This is a genomic window from Streptomyces sp. NPDC000410 (assembly GCF_040300305.1).
Classification (GTDB): domain Bacteria; phylum Actinomycetota; class Actinomycetes; order Streptomycetales; family Streptomycetaceae; genus Streptomyces.
Window position 1 is genome coordinate 263,946 of record NZ_JBEPDM010000001.1, and the last position, 17,056, is coordinate 281,001.

The 17,056-nt window shown below is 71.6% G+C and carries 14 protein-coding genes; 8 read left to right on the top strand and 6 right to left on the bottom strand.

Going from position 1 to position 17,056, the window contains the following annotated elements; genetic code table 11:
* Positions 1 to 9 precede the first annotated feature (9 nt).
* The 5 genes from ABT342_RS01225 to ABT342_RS01245 are packed head-to-tail and all read left to right on the top strand — an operon-like array spanning position 10 to position 4,978.
* Positions 10 to 1,179 (top strand): toxic anion resistance protein, encoded by a 1,170-nt coding sequence (locus ABT342_RS01225; RefSeq protein ID WP_351565155.1) that lies wholly within the window; start codon positions 10 to 12, stop codon positions 1,177 to 1,179.
* Positions 1,176 to 2,834: a substrate-binding and vWA domain-containing protein gene (locus ABT342_RS01230; protein ID WP_351565157.1), complete on the top strand. Its 1,659-nt coding sequence runs from the start codon at positions 1,176 to 1,178 to the stop codon at positions 2,832 to 2,834. Before ABT342_RS01225 ends, ABT342_RS01230 begins: the two co-directional genes overlap by 4 nt.
* On the top strand, positions 2,821 to 3,435 hold the full coding sequence (locus ABT342_RS01235) for a hypothetical protein (protein WP_351565160.1): 615 nt from the start codon (positions 2,821 to 2,823) through the stop codon (positions 3,433 to 3,435). Before ABT342_RS01230 ends, ABT342_RS01235 begins: the two co-directional genes overlap by 14 nt.
* A gap of 59 nt (positions 3,436 to 3,494) precedes the next feature.
* A complete protein-coding gene (locus tag ABT342_RS01240; RefSeq protein ID WP_351565162.1) occupies positions 3,495 to 3,638 on the top strand; it encodes a hypothetical protein in 144 nt (47 codons plus the stop codon).
* Entirely contained in the window at positions 3,635 to 4,978 is a 1,344-nt protein-coding gene (locus tag ABT342_RS01245) for an MFS transporter (protein WP_351565164.1), read from the top strand. Before ABT342_RS01240 ends, ABT342_RS01245 begins: the two co-directional genes overlap by 4 nt.
* Before the next feature lie 124 nt (positions 4,979 to 5,102).
* Here ABT342_RS01245 and ABT342_RS01250 read toward each other — a convergent pair whose 3' ends face one another.
* Positions 5,103 to 5,906, bottom strand: coding sequence for an SDR family NAD(P)-dependent oxidoreductase (locus ABT342_RS01250; RefSeq protein WP_351565167.1), 804 nt, complete (start codon positions 5,904 to 5,906; stop codon positions 5,103 to 5,105).
* A gap of 82 nt (positions 5,907 to 5,988) precedes the next feature.
* On the opposite strand from ABT342_RS01250, the gene ABT342_RS01255 reads away from it, so the two are divergent.
* On the top strand, positions 5,989 to 6,585 hold the full coding sequence (locus ABT342_RS01255; protein ID WP_351565170.1) for a TetR/AcrR family transcriptional regulator: 597 nt from the start codon (positions 5,989 to 5,991) through the stop codon (positions 6,583 to 6,585).
* Positions 6,586 to 6,731: 146 nt separating this feature from the next.
* Here the strand turns inward: ABT342_RS01255 and ABT342_RS01260 are convergent, their stop codons facing one another.
* Positions 6,732 to 8,567 (bottom strand): phosphoenolpyruvate carboxykinase (GTP), encoded by a 1,836-nt coding sequence (locus ABT342_RS01260; RefSeq protein WP_351565172.1) that lies wholly within the window; start codon positions 8,565 to 8,567, stop codon positions 6,732 to 6,734.
* Between the two features lie 245 nt (positions 8,568 to 8,812).
* Here ABT342_RS01260 and trhA point away from each other — a divergent pair, with 245 nt between their 5' ends.
* Both trhA and ABT342_RS01270 read left to right on the top strand, forming a co-directional pair.
* Positions 8,813 to 9,457: a PAQR family membrane homeostasis protein TrhA gene (gene trhA, locus ABT342_RS01265; RefSeq protein ID WP_351565175.1), complete on the top strand. Its 645-nt coding sequence runs from the start codon at positions 8,813 to 8,815 to the stop codon at positions 9,455 to 9,457.
* 329 nt (positions 9,458 to 9,786) lie between these two features.
* Complete coding sequence (locus ABT342_RS01270) at positions 9,787 to 10,431, top strand: TetR/AcrR family transcriptional regulator (RefSeq protein WP_502965436.1); 645 nt, start codon at positions 9,787 to 9,789, stop codon at positions 10,429 to 10,431.
* Here the strand turns inward: ABT342_RS01270 and ABT342_RS01275 are convergent.
* Genes ABT342_RS01275 through ABT342_RS01290 form a run of 4 tightly spaced genes read right to left on the bottom strand, consistent with a single transcriptional unit; the run spans position 10,382 to position 16,864 of the window.
* Positions 10,382 to 12,838: a galactose oxidase early set domain-containing protein gene (locus ABT342_RS01275; protein ID WP_351565181.1), complete on the bottom strand. Its 2,457-nt coding sequence runs from the start codon at positions 12,836 to 12,838 to the stop codon at positions 10,382 to 10,384. The two genes, ABT342_RS01270 and ABT342_RS01275, sit on opposite strands and share 50 nt — an antisense overlap.
* The gene (locus tag ABT342_RS01280; RefSeq protein ID WP_351565184.1) at positions 12,835 to 13,998 is read right to left on the bottom strand and encodes a glycosyltransferase; all 1,164 of its coding nucleotides are present in this window, start codon (positions 13,996 to 13,998) and stop codon (positions 12,835 to 12,837) included. The genes ABT342_RS01275 and ABT342_RS01280 overlap by 4 nt, the downstream gene beginning before the upstream one ends.
* Positions 13,995 to 15,611, bottom strand: coding sequence for an ArnT family glycosyltransferase (locus ABT342_RS01285; protein ID WP_351565187.1), 1,617 nt, complete (start codon positions 15,609 to 15,611; stop codon positions 13,995 to 13,997). Before ABT342_RS01285 ends, ABT342_RS01280 begins: the two co-directional genes overlap by 4 nt.
* Entirely contained in the window at positions 15,608 to 16,864 is a 1,257-nt protein-coding gene (locus tag ABT342_RS01290) for a glycosyltransferase (protein WP_351565190.1), read from the bottom strand. Before ABT342_RS01290 ends, ABT342_RS01285 begins: the two co-directional genes overlap by 4 nt.
* Positions 16,865 to 17,056: the final 192 nt, after the last annotated feature.

Genomic DNA, 17,056 nt, shown 5'->3' on the forward strand with positions numbered 1-17,056 from the left:
GCCGTACAGATGACCGAGAACGAAGCGCTCATACTCACCCCGCCGGAGCCGGTCACCCCGGTGCGCGCCGAACAGGCCTCCGGGCTGGTGCCGCTGGACGACTCCGTACGGGAGGAGATGGAGCGGCGGGCCGGCGAGTACGTCGGTTCGCTGGCCGGGCTCGACGCCCGCTCCCCCGAGTTCGCGACCCGTATCGGCGAGATCGCCGGCCTCGGGGCCGGCGAGATCCGCGGCGCCGCCCAGCAGTCCAACCGGATGCTCGACCGCACGGTCCGCTCGCTGGCGGCGGGCGGCGGCGAGGACGCCCAGTCCAAGGTCGCCTCCTCGCTCGTCGAGCTGCGCCGGACCGTGGAGGACCTCGATCCGCGCGACACCCCGGGCAAGGGGGCGCGCAGGTTCCTGTCCCGGCTGCCCGGCGGCAACAAGTTCCGTGACCACGTGGCCAAGTACGCCTCCTCGCAGGCGACGCTCAACAAGATCGTGGGCTCCCTGCGCGGCGGCCAGGACGAACTGCGCCGCGACAACGCCGCACTGCACACCGAGCGCACGCGGCTGTGGGAGACGATGGGCAAGCTCCAGGAGTACGCGGTGCTCACCGACGCCCTGGACGCGGCCGTCGAACAGCGCATCGCCGCCACGGCCGACCCGGCCCAGGCGGACGCCCTGCGCGCGGACGTGCTCTTCCCGGTCCGGCAGAAGCACCAGGACCTGCTGACCCAGCTCGCGGTGTGCGCACAGGGCTATCTGGCGATGGACGTGGTCCGGCGCAACAACGAGGAGCTCATCAAGGGCGTCGACCGGGCCGCCACGACGACGGTCTCGGCGCTGCGCATCGCGGTGATGCTCTCCTCCGCCCTGGAGAACCAGCGCAAGGTCACCGAGCAGGTCAACACCCTGCGCGCGACGACCGAGGACCTGATCCGCGGCAACGCGGAGATGCTCGCCACCCAGAGCGGCGAGATCCAGCGCATCGCGGCGGACCCGGCGGTGGGGGCGGAGACGCTGCGGACGGCGTTCCAGCAGATCTACCGGACGCTGGACGCGATCGACACGTACAAGGTCCAGGCGACGGAGTCGATGGCGGCGACGGTCGAGTCCCTGAGCTCGGAACTCCGCTCGGCGAGCGCGTTCCTGGAGCGCACCCGCCAGACGGGCGCGCTGGAAGGGGGCCTCGGATGAGCACGCGCACGGCGGTGTGGGCCGCCGCCGCGCCACGCCGGGCGCGCGGTCGGCTCGCCGCCGCCGTGCCGGTGCGGCGCCGTGACGTGGCCGGGCCCTTGCCGAGCGCCCGCCGCGCGGTGTGGGCCGTCGTCGCCGCCCTCGCGGTGGGCGCCCTGGCCGGGTGCACCACGGAGCAGCCCGGTGACCTGGGCCCCGACACCGCCTACCGCCCCGGCACCCTGCGGGTGCTCGCGAGCAGCGAGCTCGCCGACATGCGGCCCGTCCTCGACGCGGCCGCCGCGAAGACCGGCGTCACCGTGCGGCCCACCTGGGCGGGGACCCTGGACGCGGTCGAGCAGGTCGCCTCGGGGAAGGCGGACGGGACATACGACGCGGTGTGGCTGTCGTCCAACGACTATCTGCGGCTGCGGCCCGAGGCCGCCGGGAAGCTCAGCAGCGAGACGCCGGTCATGACCTCACCGGTCGCGATCGGGGTCAAGCCGGAGACGGTCTCGCGGCTCGGCTGGAAGCCGGAGACGGTCACCTGGTCGCAGCTGCACCGGGCCGTCGCCGACGGCGAGCTGACGTACGGGATGACCGACCCGGAGCGCTCCAACTCCGGTTTCTCGGCGCTGATCTCCGTCGCGTCGGGGCTCTCCGGCGCCCAGTCCGCCCTCACCGACGCGGACGTGAAAAAGGCCTCGCCCCGGCTCAAGGAGTTCTTCTCCGGGCAGAAGCTGACCTCCGGGTCCTCGGGCTGGCTCGCCTCCGCGTACAAGCGGCGGGGGACGGTCGACGCGATGATCAACTATGAGTCCGTGCTGATGTCCACGGGGCTGACCGTGATTCGGCCCAAGGACGGGGTGGTCACGGCGGACTACCCGTTCACCCTGCTGAACTCGGCGCCCCAGGAGGCACGCAAGTCCGGGCGGGCGCTGACGGAGTACCTGCGCGGCCCCGAGGCACAGAAGGCCATCACGGAGAAGACCTTCCGGCGGCCGGTCGTCACCTCCGTACGCCCCGCCGCGGGCCTCGCCACCGAGCCCCGGCGCGAACTGCCCTTCCCCGGCACCAGGTCCGTCGCCGACGGGCTGCTCGACTCGTACGAGAACACGCTGCGCAGGCCCTCGCGCACGGTGTACGTCCTCGACACCTCCGGGTCCATGGAGGGCGAGCGGCTGGACGGGCTCAAGGCGGCGCTGCTCCGGCTGACCGGGGACTTCCGGGTCCGGGAGGAGGTGACCCTGATGCCCTTCGGCTCGCAGGTGAAGCGGCAGCTCACGCACACGCTCGATCCTGCCGACCCGGACGCGGGCCGCGCCGCGATCCGCAAGGACGCGGAAGGTCTGTCGGCGCAGGGCGACACGGCGATCTTCAGCAGTCTGCGGGACGCGTACGCGCATCTGGGCGGTAACCCCTCGGCGGACACCTTCACGTCCGTGGTCCTGATGACGGACGGCGAGAACACCGCGGGCGCCTCGGCCGAGGACTTCGAGTCGTACTACCGGGGGCTGCCCGCCGATCAGCGGCACACGCCCGTCTTCCCCATCCTCTTCGGCGACTCCGACCGCGCGGAGCTGGAGCGGGTCGCCGAACTGACCGGCGGCCGGCTGTTCGACGCGCGGAAGGGGTCGCTGGACGCCGCCTTCGAGGAGATCCGTGGCTACCAGTAACGGGGTGCTCCGCTTCCTGGAGTCCCGGAAGAACCTGACGGGCAGCGCCCTGGGGCTCATCGGGCTCGGCCTCACCTTCGCGGGTGCGGCGGGCGCGTACTGGCCGGTCGTCGTGGCCGGGCTGTACGGCGCGGGCGCCCTGATCGCCCCGCCCGAGCGGCCGCCCGCCCCCGACTTCCCGGCGCCGGCCGAGCAACTGGGCGAACTGCGCGGCGACTTCGCGACCCTGCGCGGCTACCTCGCGGAGGTCGAACTGCCGCCCGCCGCGTCCGGCCGGCTCACCGAGCTCGACGGCCTGCTGACCGCGCTGCTGGAACCCGGCTGGGTCGCCGACGCCCTCGCCACGGACCCGGAGGCGGTGCACGCGCTGTCCCGGGCGATCCGCCAGGACATCCCCGAGTCGGTCGACACGTACAACCGCACCCGCTGGTGGACCCGCCTCACCCCGGGCACCGAGCCGCCCGAGCGCCACCTGGAGCGGCAGCTGACGGTGCTGCACGACGAGGCGGCCGGGATCGCGGCGGCGCTTCAGGACGCGGAGGCCCGGCGGCAGCGGACCCATACGCACTACCTGGAGGAGCGCCGGCGCGGAGAGGGCTAGCCGCTACGGGCGGACAGAGCAGGTAGACACTGTCTACGAACCACTGGTAGACAGTGTCTATGCATGCACAGGACTCCGGGCCGCACGGCCGCCCGAACGACGTCGGTGTCGCCCCGGTGACCCGCGAGGGAACCGGGACCGGCCTCACGCCCGCGACCGGGGCCGCCGAGGTGGGGCCCCTCACCGTGCGGGTCGCCCGGTGAGCCGGCGACTCACGCTCGCCGGAAGCGTCACCGGGGCCGCGGTCGTCGCCCTGGACGGCACCGTGCTGACCGTCGTACAGCCCGCCATGCAGCGCGAGCTGCACGCCTCGTTCGCGCAGATCCAGTGGACCAGCACCGGATACCTCATCGCCGTGGCGAGCCTGCTCGTCTTCGCGGGCCGCCTCGGAGACCGGTACGGGCACCGGCGGGTCTTCGCCGTCGGGAGTCTCGGCTTCGCGCTCACGTCGGCGGGGATCGGCCTGGCGCCCGGCATCGGCTGGGTGATCGGACTGCGCGTCGCCCAGGGGGTCTTCGGCGCGCTGTTGCAGCCCGCCACGCTCGGGATGCTGCGCGCCGTGTACCCGCCCGACCGGCTCGGCATGCCGATCGCGCTGCGCACCAGCGCCATCGGGGTGGCGGCGGCGGCCGGTCCGGTCGTCGGCGGGGCGCTGGCCGACCAGCTGGGCTGGCGGTCCGTCTTCTTCCTGAGCGTCGCACCGGCGTTCGTGATCGGCGTGCTGGCTCTCGCCGTCCGCGTACCGGAGGCGCCCGGGGACGCCCGACAGCCCCTGGACCTGCCCGGTGCCTGTCTGTTCGCGGTGACGCTGGGGTGTCTGGTCCACACGCTCGTCGGGCTGCCGGAGACCGGGTGGACGGCGGTGGCCGCGGCGGCCGCCGGATGGGCGTTCGTACGCCACCAACGGCGCGCCGCGAGCCCCTTGCTACCGCCGGACGTGGTCGGATCGGCGGCCGTCGCCTCGGCGCTCGGCGTCCTGGTGGCGGCGTCGGCGGCGCTGTTCGGGGCGCTGTTCGTGGCGACGTACTTCCTGCAGGACGCCCTCGCGCTCGACCCGCTCGAAACCGGTCTGCGGATGCTGCCGCTGGCCGTGACGATGGTGCTGGGCGCGCCGGTCTCGGCCGTACTGCAACGCCGGTACGGTCCGCGCCGTACGGCCGTGGCGGGGATGGTGCTCCTCGCGCTCGGTGTCGCGCTCTTCTCGCGGCTCGACCGGGCGGCGACGGCCGTGGCGATCGGCGGCTGCTCGCTCCTCATGGGCGCCGGTTTCGCCGCCGTGATGGTCACCGCGACGGCCGTGATCGTGCGCCACGCGCCGGCCGGCAGCGCCGGGGTGGCCGGCGGACTCCAGCAGACCGCCATGAACGTCGGCCCGGTCGTCGGGGTCGCCGCGGCGGCCATGCTGATCGCCCATGGAGCGGTCGCCCTGATGGTCCTCGCGGCCGTCGCCGCCGCGGGTGCGCTGAGCGCGCTCGGCCTGCGGGCCGGCCCCGCGCCCGGAACAGCGCCGTGTCCACCGTCCACGCGGCAGCCTGTTCACTGAGCGCCAGGCCGAGGCCCGGCCGGTCCGGGCCCGCCATCCGGCCGTCCTTCGGTTCGAAGCGCTCGTCGAACAGCGGCTCCATCCACGCGAAGCGCTCGTGATTCCGCCGACGCCGGGCTCGTCGTCATGCCCCCTCGGCCGTGAGCCGGCCGATGGCGCGGATGATCTGCCGCCGGGTGGCCAGACGGCGGGCGAGGGCGGCCATCACCCGGTTCATGCGTCCCACGATGACGCTGGGCGGCGGGTTCCTGCGGTCGAGGGCGGCCAGCGCGGTGTCGACGACGTCGACGGGTGAGGCGAGCCTGGTTCCTCCGGCGGCCCGCGTGGTGCCCACCACGTCGAAGAACTCGGTCCGGGTGGCGCCGGGTGACAGGGCCAGCACCCGCAGACCGGTGCCTCGCGACTCCTCCCACAGCGCCTCGGTGAGGCTCAGTACGAACGCCTTGGCCGCTCCGTAGACCGCCATGCGCGGGTTGGGCTGGTAGGCGGCCATGCTCGCCACGTTGACCAGCACCCCACGCCCCGCCGTACGCAGTTGTTCGATGAAGGCGCGGCTGATGTCGGCCACGGCGGTCACGTCGACGGCGATCTCCTGGCGCAGCCGTACCGGATCCGCCTGGTGGAAAGCGCCGAAGCTGGCGAACCCGGCGTTGTTGATCACGCTGGTGACGTGCAGGCCGAGGCGCTCCACGCGCAGGGCCAGCGCCTGTCCCGGGCTGTCCGTGGCCAGGTCCATATCCACCACGTGGACCTGGATCCGGTGCTGTGCGCGCAGTTCGGCGGCCAGTTCCTCCAGGCGTTCCCTGCGGCGGGCGACCAGCACGAGGCCGGAGCCGCGGGCGGCGAGCCGGCGTGCGAACTCGGCGCCGATGCCCGCGCTGGCGCCGGTGATCAGCGTGATCTGTCCGCGGTAGTCGACAGCGGTCATGGCTCCCCCTCTCTCAGTCGCTGCTTTTCTGGCAGTTAATGCCAGGTAGGCGGTCGCTGTCTAGAGGGGTAGTCTGACGTCCATGACGACCTTGTGGGACCGTTCGCGGCAGGTAGCCGTCCAGGCGATCCTGGACACGGCGGTCCGTCTGTTCGCCGAGCAGGGATACGAGCGGACGACGATCGCGCAGATCGCGCGGGAGGCGGGGATCTCGCAACGCTCCCTGTTCCGCTACTTCGGCACCAAGGAGGACCTGGTCTGCGGGGACCAGGACGCGCTGGGCGAGCTGCTGAGGAAGACCGTCGAGGAGCAGCCGGCCGGGGTCTCCGCGTGGGACGCACTGCGCGCCGGATTCGAAGTCGTCCTGACCGCCAACCACACGGCGGAGCGGGCGCTGGAGCTGTCCCGCCTCATTTTCGCCACTCCCTCGCTGCACGCCCGCTACATCGAGAAGCGGCTGCGCTGGCAGGCCGAACTCGTGCCGGTCGTCCAGGCGCGGCTTGGCACCGGCCCCGGACCGCTCCCAGGACCGCTCCCCGACCCGCAGGCCAAGGCGATCGTCGCGACGGTCTTCGCCTGCGTGGACACGGCGACCGAACTGTGGGCCGCACACGACGGACGACTCGACCTGGCCGACCTCTACGACCAGTGCGTCGCGGCGGTGCGGGGCCACGGCTGAGGCGGGCGGAACACGGCCCGCGACGCAGGTGACCTCCGCCTCGGCGTGGGGCCGGCCGTGCGGGTGCCCGGACGCGCCAGAGGGCGGCACCGCCGGTCGTACCGGTGGTGCCGCCTTCTGCTTACGGTCGGTGCGGCGGCCAGGCGTCAGCCCAGGCGGGCCACCAGCGCGCGGTACTCGTCCCACAGCTCCTTCGGGGTGTGGTCACCGAAGGTGTTGAGGTGCTCGGGGACCAGTGCGGCCTCCTCGCGCCAGACGTCCGCGTCGACCTTGAGCAGGAAGTCCAGGTCCTCCTCGGGCAGTTCGAGGCCGTCCGTGTCGAGCGCGTCGCGCGTCGGCAGGATGCCGATCGGGGTCTCGACGCCCTCGGCCTTGCCCTCCAGGCGCTCCACGATCCACTTCAGGACGCGGCTGTTCTCACCGAAGCCGGGCCACACGAACTTGCCCGCGTCGTTCTTGCGGAACCAGTTCACGTAGTAGATCTTCGGCAGCTTGGACTGGTCGCCCCGGGAGACCGCGTCCTTGCCGACCTTGATCCAGTGGGCCATGTAGTCGCCCATGTTGTAGCCGCAGAACGGCAGCATCGCGAACGGGTCGCGGCGCAGCTCACCGACCTTGCCCTCGGCGGCGGCGGTCTTCTCACTGGCTACGTTGGCGCCGAGGAAGACGCCGTGCTGCCAGTCGAAGGACTCGGTCACCAGCGGTACGGCCGAGGCGCGGCGGCCGCCGAAGAGGATCGCCGAGATCGGCACGCCCTTGGTGTCCTCCCACTCCGGGGCGATCGTCGGGCACTGCGCGGCCGGCACGGTGAACCGGGCGTTGGGGTGGGCGGCCGGGGCCTCGGACTCCGGCGTCCAGTCGTTGCCCTTCCAGTCGATGAGGTGCTTGGGCTCCTCCTCGGTCATGCCCTCCCACCACACGTCGCCGTCGTCGGTGAGCGCGACGTTGGTGAAGACCGAGTTGCCCCAGAGGGTCTTCATGGCGTTGGCGTTGGTGTGCTCGCCGGTGCCGGGCGCGACGCCGAAGAAGCCGGCCTCGGGGTTGATCGCGTACAGGCGGCCGTCCTCGCCGAAGCGCATCCAGGCGATGTCGTCGCCGATGGTCTCCACTGTCCAGCCGGAGATCGTGGGCTCCAGCATGGCGAGGTTGGTCTTGCCGCAGGCGGAGGGGAAGGCGGCGGCGACGTACTTGGCCTCACCCTGCGGCGGGGTGAGCTTGAGGATGAGCATGTGCTCGGCGAGCCAGCCCTCGTCGCGGGCCATGACGGAGGCGATGCGCAGGGCGTAGCACTTCTTGCCGAGGAGGGCGTTGCCGCCGTAGCCGGAGCCGTACGACCAGATCTCACGGGTCTCGGGGAAGTGGGAGATGTACTTCGTGGAGTTGCAGGGCCACGGCACGTCCTCCTCGCCCTCCTCCAGCGGCGCGCCCAGCGTGTGGACGGCCTTCACGAAGAAGCCGTCGCGGCCGAGCTCGTCGAGGACGGGCTGCCCCATGCGGGTCATCGTCCGCATGGAGACCGCGACGTAGGCGGAGTCGGTGATCTCGACGCCGATCGCGGACAGGTCCGAGCCCAGAGGGCCCATGCAGAACGGGACGACGTACATCGTCCGGCCGCGCATCGAGCCGCGGAAGATGCCCTTCTCGCCCGCGAAGATGGCCTTCATCTCCGCCGGGGCCTTCCAGTGGTTGGTCGGGCCGGCGTCCTCCTCCTTCTCGGAGCAGATGAAGGTGCGGTCCTCGACGCGCGCGACGTCGGTGGGGTCGGAGGCGGCGTAGTACGAGTTCGGGCGCTTGATCGGGTCCAGCTTCTTGAACGTGCCCTTCGCGACGAGCTCCTCGCACAGGCGCTCGTACTCCGCCTCGGAACCGTCGCACCAGACCACCCGGTCCGGCTGGGTGAGAGCTGCGATCTCATCGACCCAGGCGATCAGGTCCTGATGTTCGGTGGGGGCAGTGCTGGGAGCCGCGATGTCGCGCGCCACGGTCGCTCCTAAGTGAGGGGTTGAAATCTGGAGTTCTGTTGTCGCCCCGTGGGGGCTGCGACCCGGACGCTTCACTGCATGGATCTCATGTGGCGCTCATCCGGTGCCGACCGCACTCATTTGATGATCCGTGCCGCCCGCCCATATGTCCAGAGGACCTCTCACGTGAGCATCACCACTCGTCATCCGTCAATACCTCTGAGTACCTAGGCGTAACTTACGGACGCGTAGATAGCATGCGGGCCATGACTGATCAGGTGAAGCCGAGGCTGCGCGGCTGGTTGCATGCCGGAATGTTCCCCGCCGTACTGGTCGCGGGACTCGTCCTCACCGCGCTCGCGGACTCCGCACGAGGGCGGATCGCCTGCGGGATCTACGTCCTGACCGCGTGCCTGCTCTTCGGTGTGAGCGCGCTGTATCACCGGGGCGAGTGGGGCCCGCGCGCCGAGGCCGTCCTGCGCCGGCTCGACCACGCGAACATCTTCCTGATCATCGCGGGCACCTACACCCCGCTGACACTGCTCCTGCTGCCCGACTCCACGGGCCGGATCCTGCTCTGGGCGGTATGGGCGGCGGCGGCCGCCGGCATCGCCTTCCGGGTCTTCTGGGTCGGCGCCCCGCGCTGGCTCTACACCCCCTGCTACATCGCGATGGGCTGGGCGGCGGTCTTCTTCCTCCCCGACTTCATGCGGACGGGCGGGATCGCGGTGCTCGTGTGCGTGATCGTGGGTGGGCTGCTGTACAGCGTGGGCGGGGTCATCTACGGGATGAAGCGGCCGAACCCGTCGCCGCGGTGGTTCGGCTTCCACGAGGTGTTCCACTCGCTGACGCTGGGGGGCTTCGTCGTGCACTACGTGGGCATCTCGCTGGTGGCGTACCAGCACGCCTGACGAATTCAGGGGCTCCACCCCCGAACCCCCGCTCCTCAATCGCCGGAGGGGCTGGATTTTCCAGCCCGTCTGGGGGTCCCCCACGCCCGCCTGGGGGTCCCCCCATGCCCGCAGGGCATAGGGGGAGTAGGGGGAGTTTGAGGACACGGCCGGAGGCCGTACGGGGGTCTGGGGGCTTGCCCCCCCCACGCGGCGGAGCCGCACATCGACACTGCGGGAAAGGGCGGGGCGGGGAGAGAAGCCCCGCGCAACGGCCCCACGCAGCGGCCCCGCACACCCCTCCGTACAGGCCTCGTGCCGGGCTCGGGCCATGCCTCACAATGACCCGCATGGCCGCCGCATCGCCCCTCCCCTCCCCCCGGCCCCCGCTCGGGCTGCGCGAGCGCAAGAAGCTCAGGACGCGGATCGCGATCCGGCGGGCCACGTACCGGCTCATCGCCGAGCGGGGCTACGAGGCCACCACCATCGAGCAGATCGCGGCGGCGGCCGAGGTGTCGCCCTCCACCGTCTTCCGGTACTTCCCCACGAAGGAAGACATCGTCCTCACCGACGAGTACGACCCGGTCATGGAGCAGGTCCTGCGGGCGCGGCCCGCCGACGAGCCGCCGCTGGAGTCGCTGCGGGTGATCATGACCGCGGCCGTCGCCGAGAGGCTCGCGCGGGAGCCCGAGGAGATGGAACGGCGCACCAGGCTCATGGCCGAGGTCCCGGCCGTCCGCGCGCGGATGACCGAGACCCTGGCCGAGACCTCGCTCCTGCTGGCCCGCCCCATCGCCGAGCGGGCCGGGCGGGACCCCGACGACCTGGAGGTACGGGTGTTCACCGCCGCGGTCATGGGGGCCGTGCGCGAGGCGATGCTCTACTGGGCCGAGCGCGGCCGGAAGGACGATCTGGTCGCGCTCGTCGACCGCACCCTGGACACGCTCAAGGGCGGGCTTTCCCTGGAGCGCCCACGCCCGAAGAGCGCGCCGTAGCGCCCGAAGAGCGCGCCGAGCAGGCCCAGCCGTCGCGGTCCGGGTCGAGCCGCAGCGGATCGTCCTTGCCGTTGACCTTCAGCCGGCCGTAATCGTGCTGCGCGAGCCATGTGCAGCGGGCCTTCGTCGTCGCTTTCACCTCCGCCGGGAAGACCGTCGGCACGCAGACGTTCACCGAGCCGTAGTGCCGGTCGCAGCCCGCGATCCTCGGGCTCACCGGCGCCGAGACCCGCCGCTTCCCGGGTTTCTTCGGGGGCGCGGCGAGGTCGCCCGCGAAGTCGTGGACATGGGCCGAAGCGGCCGGCGCGTCCAGCGCCGCGGGACCCCCGAGGTGCACCCACTCGGCCACGCTCGGCACCCCGTTCGCGTCGACGCCGAAGAGCATGTACCAGCCGGGCGGGGCCAGATTCGGGTTGCTGGTCACGTTCAGGTCGATCGTCCGGTCGTCGATCACGCTCATCGGCAGATCGACGAACCGCTGGTTGGGGTCGGAGGAGTGGGTGACGGCCGCCGGGCGGATCAGTTCGGCCCGCACGATCGGGCGGTCGACCGTGACGCGCTGCGTGTCGCCGTACTGCCACTGGCTGTCGATCACCGAGGTGATCTGCGGCCGGGGGCCCTTGAAGAGGTACGGCGGGGTGTAGACGGAGACCTTGTCGGTGTACGAGCCGTCGCCCGGGTTGTCCCCGACCGACATCACCCGGCCGTCGGGCAGCAGGAACGACGCCGAGTGGTAGCCCCGGTCGGCCGGGTCGGTGGCCATGCCCGGCTGCCAGGTGTCGGTCGTGGGGTCGAACATCGACGCCTCGTGGACCGGGTCGGCCCGGTTGTGCAGCGCGCCGCCGGTCTCGAAGACCTTGCCGTCGGGCAGCAGCACGGCCGAGACGTACATCTTGCCCTGGCCGCCGGTCTGCGGAGTCGGGGGTGCGCCGTTCAGGGACTGGGTGCCCTGGGGCAGCGGCGGGCCCGGCCGGTAGACCGGGCTGGGCTGCTTGAGGTCGATGATGTCGGTGAGGCGGTTGGCGTCCGGATTGGTCTCGATGTTTCCGCCGCCGATCGTCAGCACCCGCTGGTCCTGGGCGGGCGGCAGCAGCACGCTCGCGGACTGGTCGCGCTCGTCCTTGTTCTGGAGGCCCGGTACGTCGGTGATGGTGTTGGCGTCGTAGTCGTAGACGGACGCGCCCGTGCCCGGCGTTCCGTTGCCGAAGACGTGGCTGCCGGAGTAGAAGAGGCGGCCGTCCTGCATCAGGATCATCGACGGGTACAGGCCCCAGTACGACCAGGTCTGGTTGACCTGGTTCATCGGCAGCCACTTGTTCTGCGCCGCCGACCACTTCTCCGCCGTGACCGAGCCGGTGGAGTCCTCGCGCAGCCCTCCGAAGGACAGGACGTCGCCGTTCCCGAGGAGCGTCGCGGACGGATACCAGTGGCCGTCGTTCATGTCGTTGGCGCGGGTGTAGGTCTCGGTCTCCGGGTCGAAGAGGTACGAGTCCTTGTAGCCCTGGTAGCCGATCTTCCCGTCGTCGGACGGATAGCCCTTGTTTCCGCCCATGATCAGCACCTTGCCGTCGGCCAGCTGGACGTGGCCCGCGCAGAACAGGTCGATGGGCGTACGGATCGTCTTGAACGAGCCGTTCGCGGGGTCGTACACCGCGGTCTCGAACGTCCCCGCGGCGAACCGCTCCGGGTCGTTGCCGGAGCCCGCGACCAGCAGCACCTTGCCGGTCTTCAGCACCACGGCGTGCATCGCGCGGACGGGGTTGCGGAACGGCAGCACCTCCCAGGCGCCCTCCGTGCACGCCCTGCCCGCCGTGCACACCTCGCCCGCCGCCGGGACGGTCGCGTCCGCCATCGCGTAGTCGTCGGTGGTGAGGGTGCCCGTGCCGTAGAGGGACATGCCCCAGCTGATCTGGTCGGTGCCGGGCGGGACGGGCGGCGTACGGACCTCGGCCCGCCGGTACGTCGCGCTCATCGGCGGGGTCATCACATCCGTCCAGTACACCCAGCCGTCGCGCACGTCGTGGCGGAAGAGGGTGACGGCGATGTCGGGGCTCGTGGACGTGTACCAGACGGACACGTCGTACTGATGACCAGGCGTCACGTTCGGGGCGCAGGAGGGCGTTTCGTACATCATCGCCTTGTGGTCGCCGCTCGCCCGCCGGGTCAGCGTCACCTCCATCGCCCGCTCGCCGCTGTGCGCGCGGTCGGTGAGCCGCGAGGTGTGGTCGTTGTCGCCCCAGCCGTAGATGTCCCAGCAGCGGGCGGTGCCCTCCGGCTTCAAGGTCTCGAAGCCCGGGTTGACCAGCATGTTCACCCCGGCCTCGGCCCGCTCGGCGGCGGACAGGGTCAGTCCGCCGGCCGCCAGGGCGAGCACCCAGGCCAGGGCGAGGGTCCGTGGTCGTCTCATGAGGCGTCCCTTCCTCGTCTCGGTACGTAGATCAGGGCCTGGGTGGCCAGGAACCGCAGCACGAACGTGGCAACCAGCGCCAGCGCCGTCGCGGGCAGCGCCGCCATGCCGAGGCGCTCCACCAGCAGCGCGATCAGTGGGATGCGCACCAGCAGGTCGGCGTTGGCGAGCAGCGCGAAGCGCGCGCAGCGGTCGGCCCAGTGGCGGTGCGCGCGCGCCCGGTGGAACAGCAGCAGTTCGGTCAGCAGCAGGTTCCAGACCACCCCGAACTGGTTGGCCAGCACCTCGGCCGGCAGATAGTGCAGCCCGGCGCCGGTCAGCACGTACAGCGCCGCCAGGTTCGGTACGAAGCCGGTCAGCCCGATCAGCCCGAAGGCGAGCATCCGCGACAGCGGGGACGCCGTACGCAGCCCGCACAGATGCTGGAGGAAGCGGAAGCCCTCCCGCAGCGACGACTTGGACTCGCCCGCGAACCGCTCCTGGAAGACGAACGGCACCTCGGCGACCGACTCCACCTGCTCGGGCCGGCAGCGCACCGCCAGCTCCAGCAGGATCTTGTAGCCGAGGGGCTGGAGCGACGCCGCCTCGACGGCCTTGCGGCGGACGGCGAAGAAGCCGCTCATCGGGTCGCTGATGCCGCGCAGCCTGCGCGGGAAGAGCCCCTTGGCGAGGAGCGTGGACGCGCCGGAGACCAGCAGCCGGTACGCCCCGGCGAGGCCCGCCCGGCTGCCGCCCTTCGCGTAACGGCTGGCGACGACGAGGTCGGCGTCGGTGCGCTCGCCCTCGGCGACGAGTTCGTGGATCAGCTCGGGCGGGTGCTGGAGGTCGCCGTCCATGACGACGACCCAGTCCGACCCGGCCGAGCGCAGCCCTTCGACGACGGCGCCGCCGAGCCCGCCGGCCGGTTCGTCGCGGTGGATGACGGTGACGGGGAACGGGAAGTCGGGCGCGGCCCGGCGGACCACGTCCGGGGTGTCGTCGGTGGAGTCGTCGACGAAGAGGACGTCGTACGGCAGCTCCGGCGGCGCGCACTTCTCGATCCGGCTCAGCAGCTCCCGTACGTTCGCGGACTCGTTGAAGGTCGGTACGACGACGGTCACGGCGGCCGGGGCCGCGACGTCGAGCCGGTCGCCGGTGGGGCGGACGAGGGGGCTGGTCACCGGGCGCCACCCCCGGCCGTGCGGCGGATCTCGACCCGCTGCGCGCCCTCGCCGAAGACGGCGACCGGCCGCGAGTGCTCCAGTACGTCGGCGACCGTCGGCAGGTCCTTGGCGTCCCGCCGCACGGTGGGCGTGGAGACGACGTAGTCCACGTCGCGCCAGCCGTCGTCCAGCACCTCGCTGACCGCCGGGTCGAGGTCGGCCTTGTAGAACCAGATCGCCCCGGTCCCGGGCCGGTATCCGTCGTGGACGAGGTCCAGCCAGAGGGAGTCGTCGACGAGGACCCGCAGCCGTCCCGGGTCCTTCACATGGCCCGACGCCGGGTCCAGCCAGTCGGCGGCGGCGCGGAAGTGCGCGTTCGGGTCGGCCGTCATCGCGGTGCGCGTGCCCTCGTACCACTGCGGGACGGTGAACGCGCCCCCGGCCAGCAGCAGCGCGCCGAACAGCGAACCCGCCGCCGGGCGCGGCAGCCTCCGGTGCAGCAGCGCCGCGACCGACGCGGCGAGCGCGGCCAGGCACAGGGCGAGGAACGGCAGCGCCTGGATGATGTACATGTCGGGCAGATAGCCGGAGCTGCGGAACGCGGCGACCGCGGCGAGCAGCACGACCACGAAGGCGGGTCCGGCGAGCGCCCGTGCCGTCACCGACCAGCGGTGCGCTGCGGCCAGCAGCAGGGCGGCCGCGAGTCCGGCGAGCGGCAGCACGCGGTCGTAGTAGAGCCAGGAGTCCAGCACCTTGTTCGCGCCGGAGCCGTCGACGAAGATCGAGCCGGAGCCGGGGCGGGAGAGCTGGTAGGTGACGCCGTCCCACAGCGACACATGGCCCGCGCCCGGCGCCAGTTCACCGTTGAGGAGCGCGAAGAGCGGATACATCAGCCCGATCAGCGCGCACGAGGTCAGAGCGCCGGTGACGGCGAACTTCCGGGTGTCGCGGTGGCTGTGCCGCCACATCGTGAACAGCAGCGCGGGCAGCACCAGCAGCATCGTCTCCTTCGACAGCACCCCGACCGCCGCGCAGATGCCCGCCGCGAAGTGGTGCCAGAGATGGCGGCTGGGCGAGGCGGCCAGGACGAACGCCGCCAGGATCCAGACGACGGCGATGTTGTCGAGGAAGATCTCGCGGTGCAGCTCCACCGACAGCGGGGACAGCCCGAACAGGGCGACGGCGAGCGCGGCGGTCCAGCGCGGCAGCGAGAGCCTGCGCGCGAGGACGTACAGCAGAACCGCCGTGAGCAGCGTGACCAGCAGCATCGCGGCGCGCATCGCGCCGACCGTCATCGCGTCGGGCACGAGCAGCGCCGGGATCCAGGTCAGCAGCGCGATCTGGATCCAGCCGAGCGGCGGATGGTCGTACCAGTACGTGTAGTGGGCGAGGCCCTCGCCCCGCTGGACCGCCCAGGCCTGGGCGAGATAGGTCCCCTCGTCGTCGCTGAAGGACGGGAACCCGCCGGTGTTGACGCCCTGCACGACGGCGATCGCGAGCAGGAGGACGAGGCACAGGAGCTGGTCGGGCCGGGAGGCACGGAAGCGGAACGGGACGGCGGCCGCCGGGGCGGGAGGGTCGGGGGCCACGGACGGCCGGGCCGGCGGCGCCGGAGTCAGGGTGGTCGTCATGAGTGGGCTTCCTCCCGGCCGAGGTGGGCGCCGACATGGCTGGTGAGCTCCCAGTCGCTGCGGCCGCGCTGCTCGCGCCAGACCGCGCGGACGGCCGCGCCGGCGAGGAGCACCTGGTAGAACGGGCCGCCGATGATGAGCTTCAGGTAGTGGACGAGGCGGACCCGCAGCCCGTACTGCGTACCGAAGTCGTGCAGTCCGACCACTTCGAAGACGAAGGTCACGACGGCGGTGAGCAGCGGCAGGAAGGTGAGGACGGCGATCCCGATCGGTACGTCGAGGAACAGCGCGGCCGCCACGTTGACAGGGATGATGACGCCGGTGAACGCCTGCATGAACGGGGTCATCAGCGTGTAGCGGGCGAGCATCCGCTGGCCGAGCGTCGGCAGCTGTTTCCAGTCCTTCTTCCGGTAGACCTGGAGGAATCCCTGGTTCCAGCGGGTGCGCTGCTTGAGCAGGCTCACGAGCGAGCCGGGCGTCTCCTCGCGGGTGACCATGTCGGCGTCGTACGCGACCACGACCTTCTTGCCGACGGAGGACAGGCGTACGCCGAGGTCGCAGTCCTCGGCGAGACAGTTCTGGTCCCAGCCGCCGGCCTCGCGCAGCACGTCGGTGCGGACGAATACGGTGTTGCCGCCGAGCGGGATGAAGCCCTTGGCGGCGTGCAGGTGGAGCCGCGAGCGGAACCAGAAGAAGTACTCCAGGCAGTTGCGCAGCGCGTACCAGCTGGAGTGGAAGTTGATCAGCTGGACGCCTCCCTGGACGACGTCCGCGCCGGTGTCCAGGAAGGCGTGGTCGACGTGGGCGAGCAGCTCGGGGTGGACCTGGTCCTCGGCGTCGAAGACCCCGACGACGTCGCCCCGGCAGTACGGGAGCGCGGTGTTGAGCGCCTTCGGCTTGTTCTTCGTCTCGTGGGTGTCGACGACGACCCGCACCCGGTCCGGGTCGCGGGCCGCGGCACGGGCGGCGACCTCGGCGGTCTCGGGGTCGTCGTGCCCGACGATGACGATGATCTCGAAGTCGCGGTGGCTGGAGTGCAGCAGCCGGCTGATGGTGTGCTCCAGCACCAGCTGCTCGTGGCGGGCGGGCAGCAGCAGGGAGAACGACAGTCCCTGAGCGCCGGCCGGGCTCTCGAAGCGGGTGGCGGCGAGCGTTTCCGGCGTGCGCCAGGCGTGCATCTGCCACCAGAGCGTGAACGCCGCCATCCAGAAGAGCGCCATGGAAATGGCAGCGATGAGCAAAGACGTGAGCATCGGCCCCCCTCGGCAGGGGTGACCGACGCGGCGGGCCCGCTCCTGGCCGGCCCGCCACGCACTTCTCCCCCTGCTCCCCCTGAATCCCCCTGCGCATGCCCCCCACGCGCAGCTGCTGTGTCAGCGGTGTAGAGAATAGGGGGGATCCGTGACGGCCGCGTGATTGTTTCGATGAATGGCGCGTTTCGGTCA

Excerpts from the sequence above, each read along its gene's own strand:
- ABT342_RS01225 (WP_351565155.1), top strand. The coding sequence starts at position 10 with ATGACCGAGAACGAAGCGCTCATACTCACCCCGCCGGAGCCGGTCACC.
- ABT342_RS01230 (WP_351565157.1), top strand. The coding sequence starts at position 1,176 with ATGAGCACGCGCACGGCGGTGTGGGCCGCCGCCGCGCCACGCCGGGCG.
- ABT342_RS01240 (WP_351565162.1), top strand. The coding sequence starts at position 3,495 with ATGCATGCACAGGACTCCGGGCCGCACGGCCGCCCGAACGACGTCGGT.
- ABT342_RS01250 (WP_351565167.1), bottom strand. The coding sequence starts at position 5,906 with ATGACCGCTGTCGACTACCGCGGACAGATCACGCTGATCACCGGCGCC.
- ABT342_RS01255 (WP_351565170.1), top strand. The coding sequence starts at position 5,989 with ATGACGACCTTGTGGGACCGTTCGCGGCAGGTAGCCGTCCAGGCGATC.
- trhA (WP_351565175.1), top strand. The coding sequence starts at position 8,813 with ATGACTGATCAGGTGAAGCCGAGGCTGCGCGGCTGGTTGCATGCCGGA.
- ABT342_RS01270 (WP_502965436.1), top strand. The coding sequence starts at position 9,787 with ATGGCCGCCGCATCGCCCCTCCCCTCCCCCCGGCCCCCGCTCGGGCTG.
- ABT342_RS01275 (WP_351565181.1), bottom strand. The coding sequence starts at position 12,838 with ATGAGACGACCACGGACCCTCGCCCTGGCCTGGGTGCTCGCCCTGGCG.
- ABT342_RS01285 (WP_351565187.1), bottom strand. The coding sequence starts at position 15,611 with ATGACGACCACCCTGACTCCGGCGCCGCCGGCCCGGCCGTCCGTGGCC.
- ABT342_RS01290 (WP_351565190.1), bottom strand. The coding sequence starts at position 16,864 with ATGCTCACGTCTTTGCTCATCGCTGCCATTTCCATGGCGCTCTTCTGG.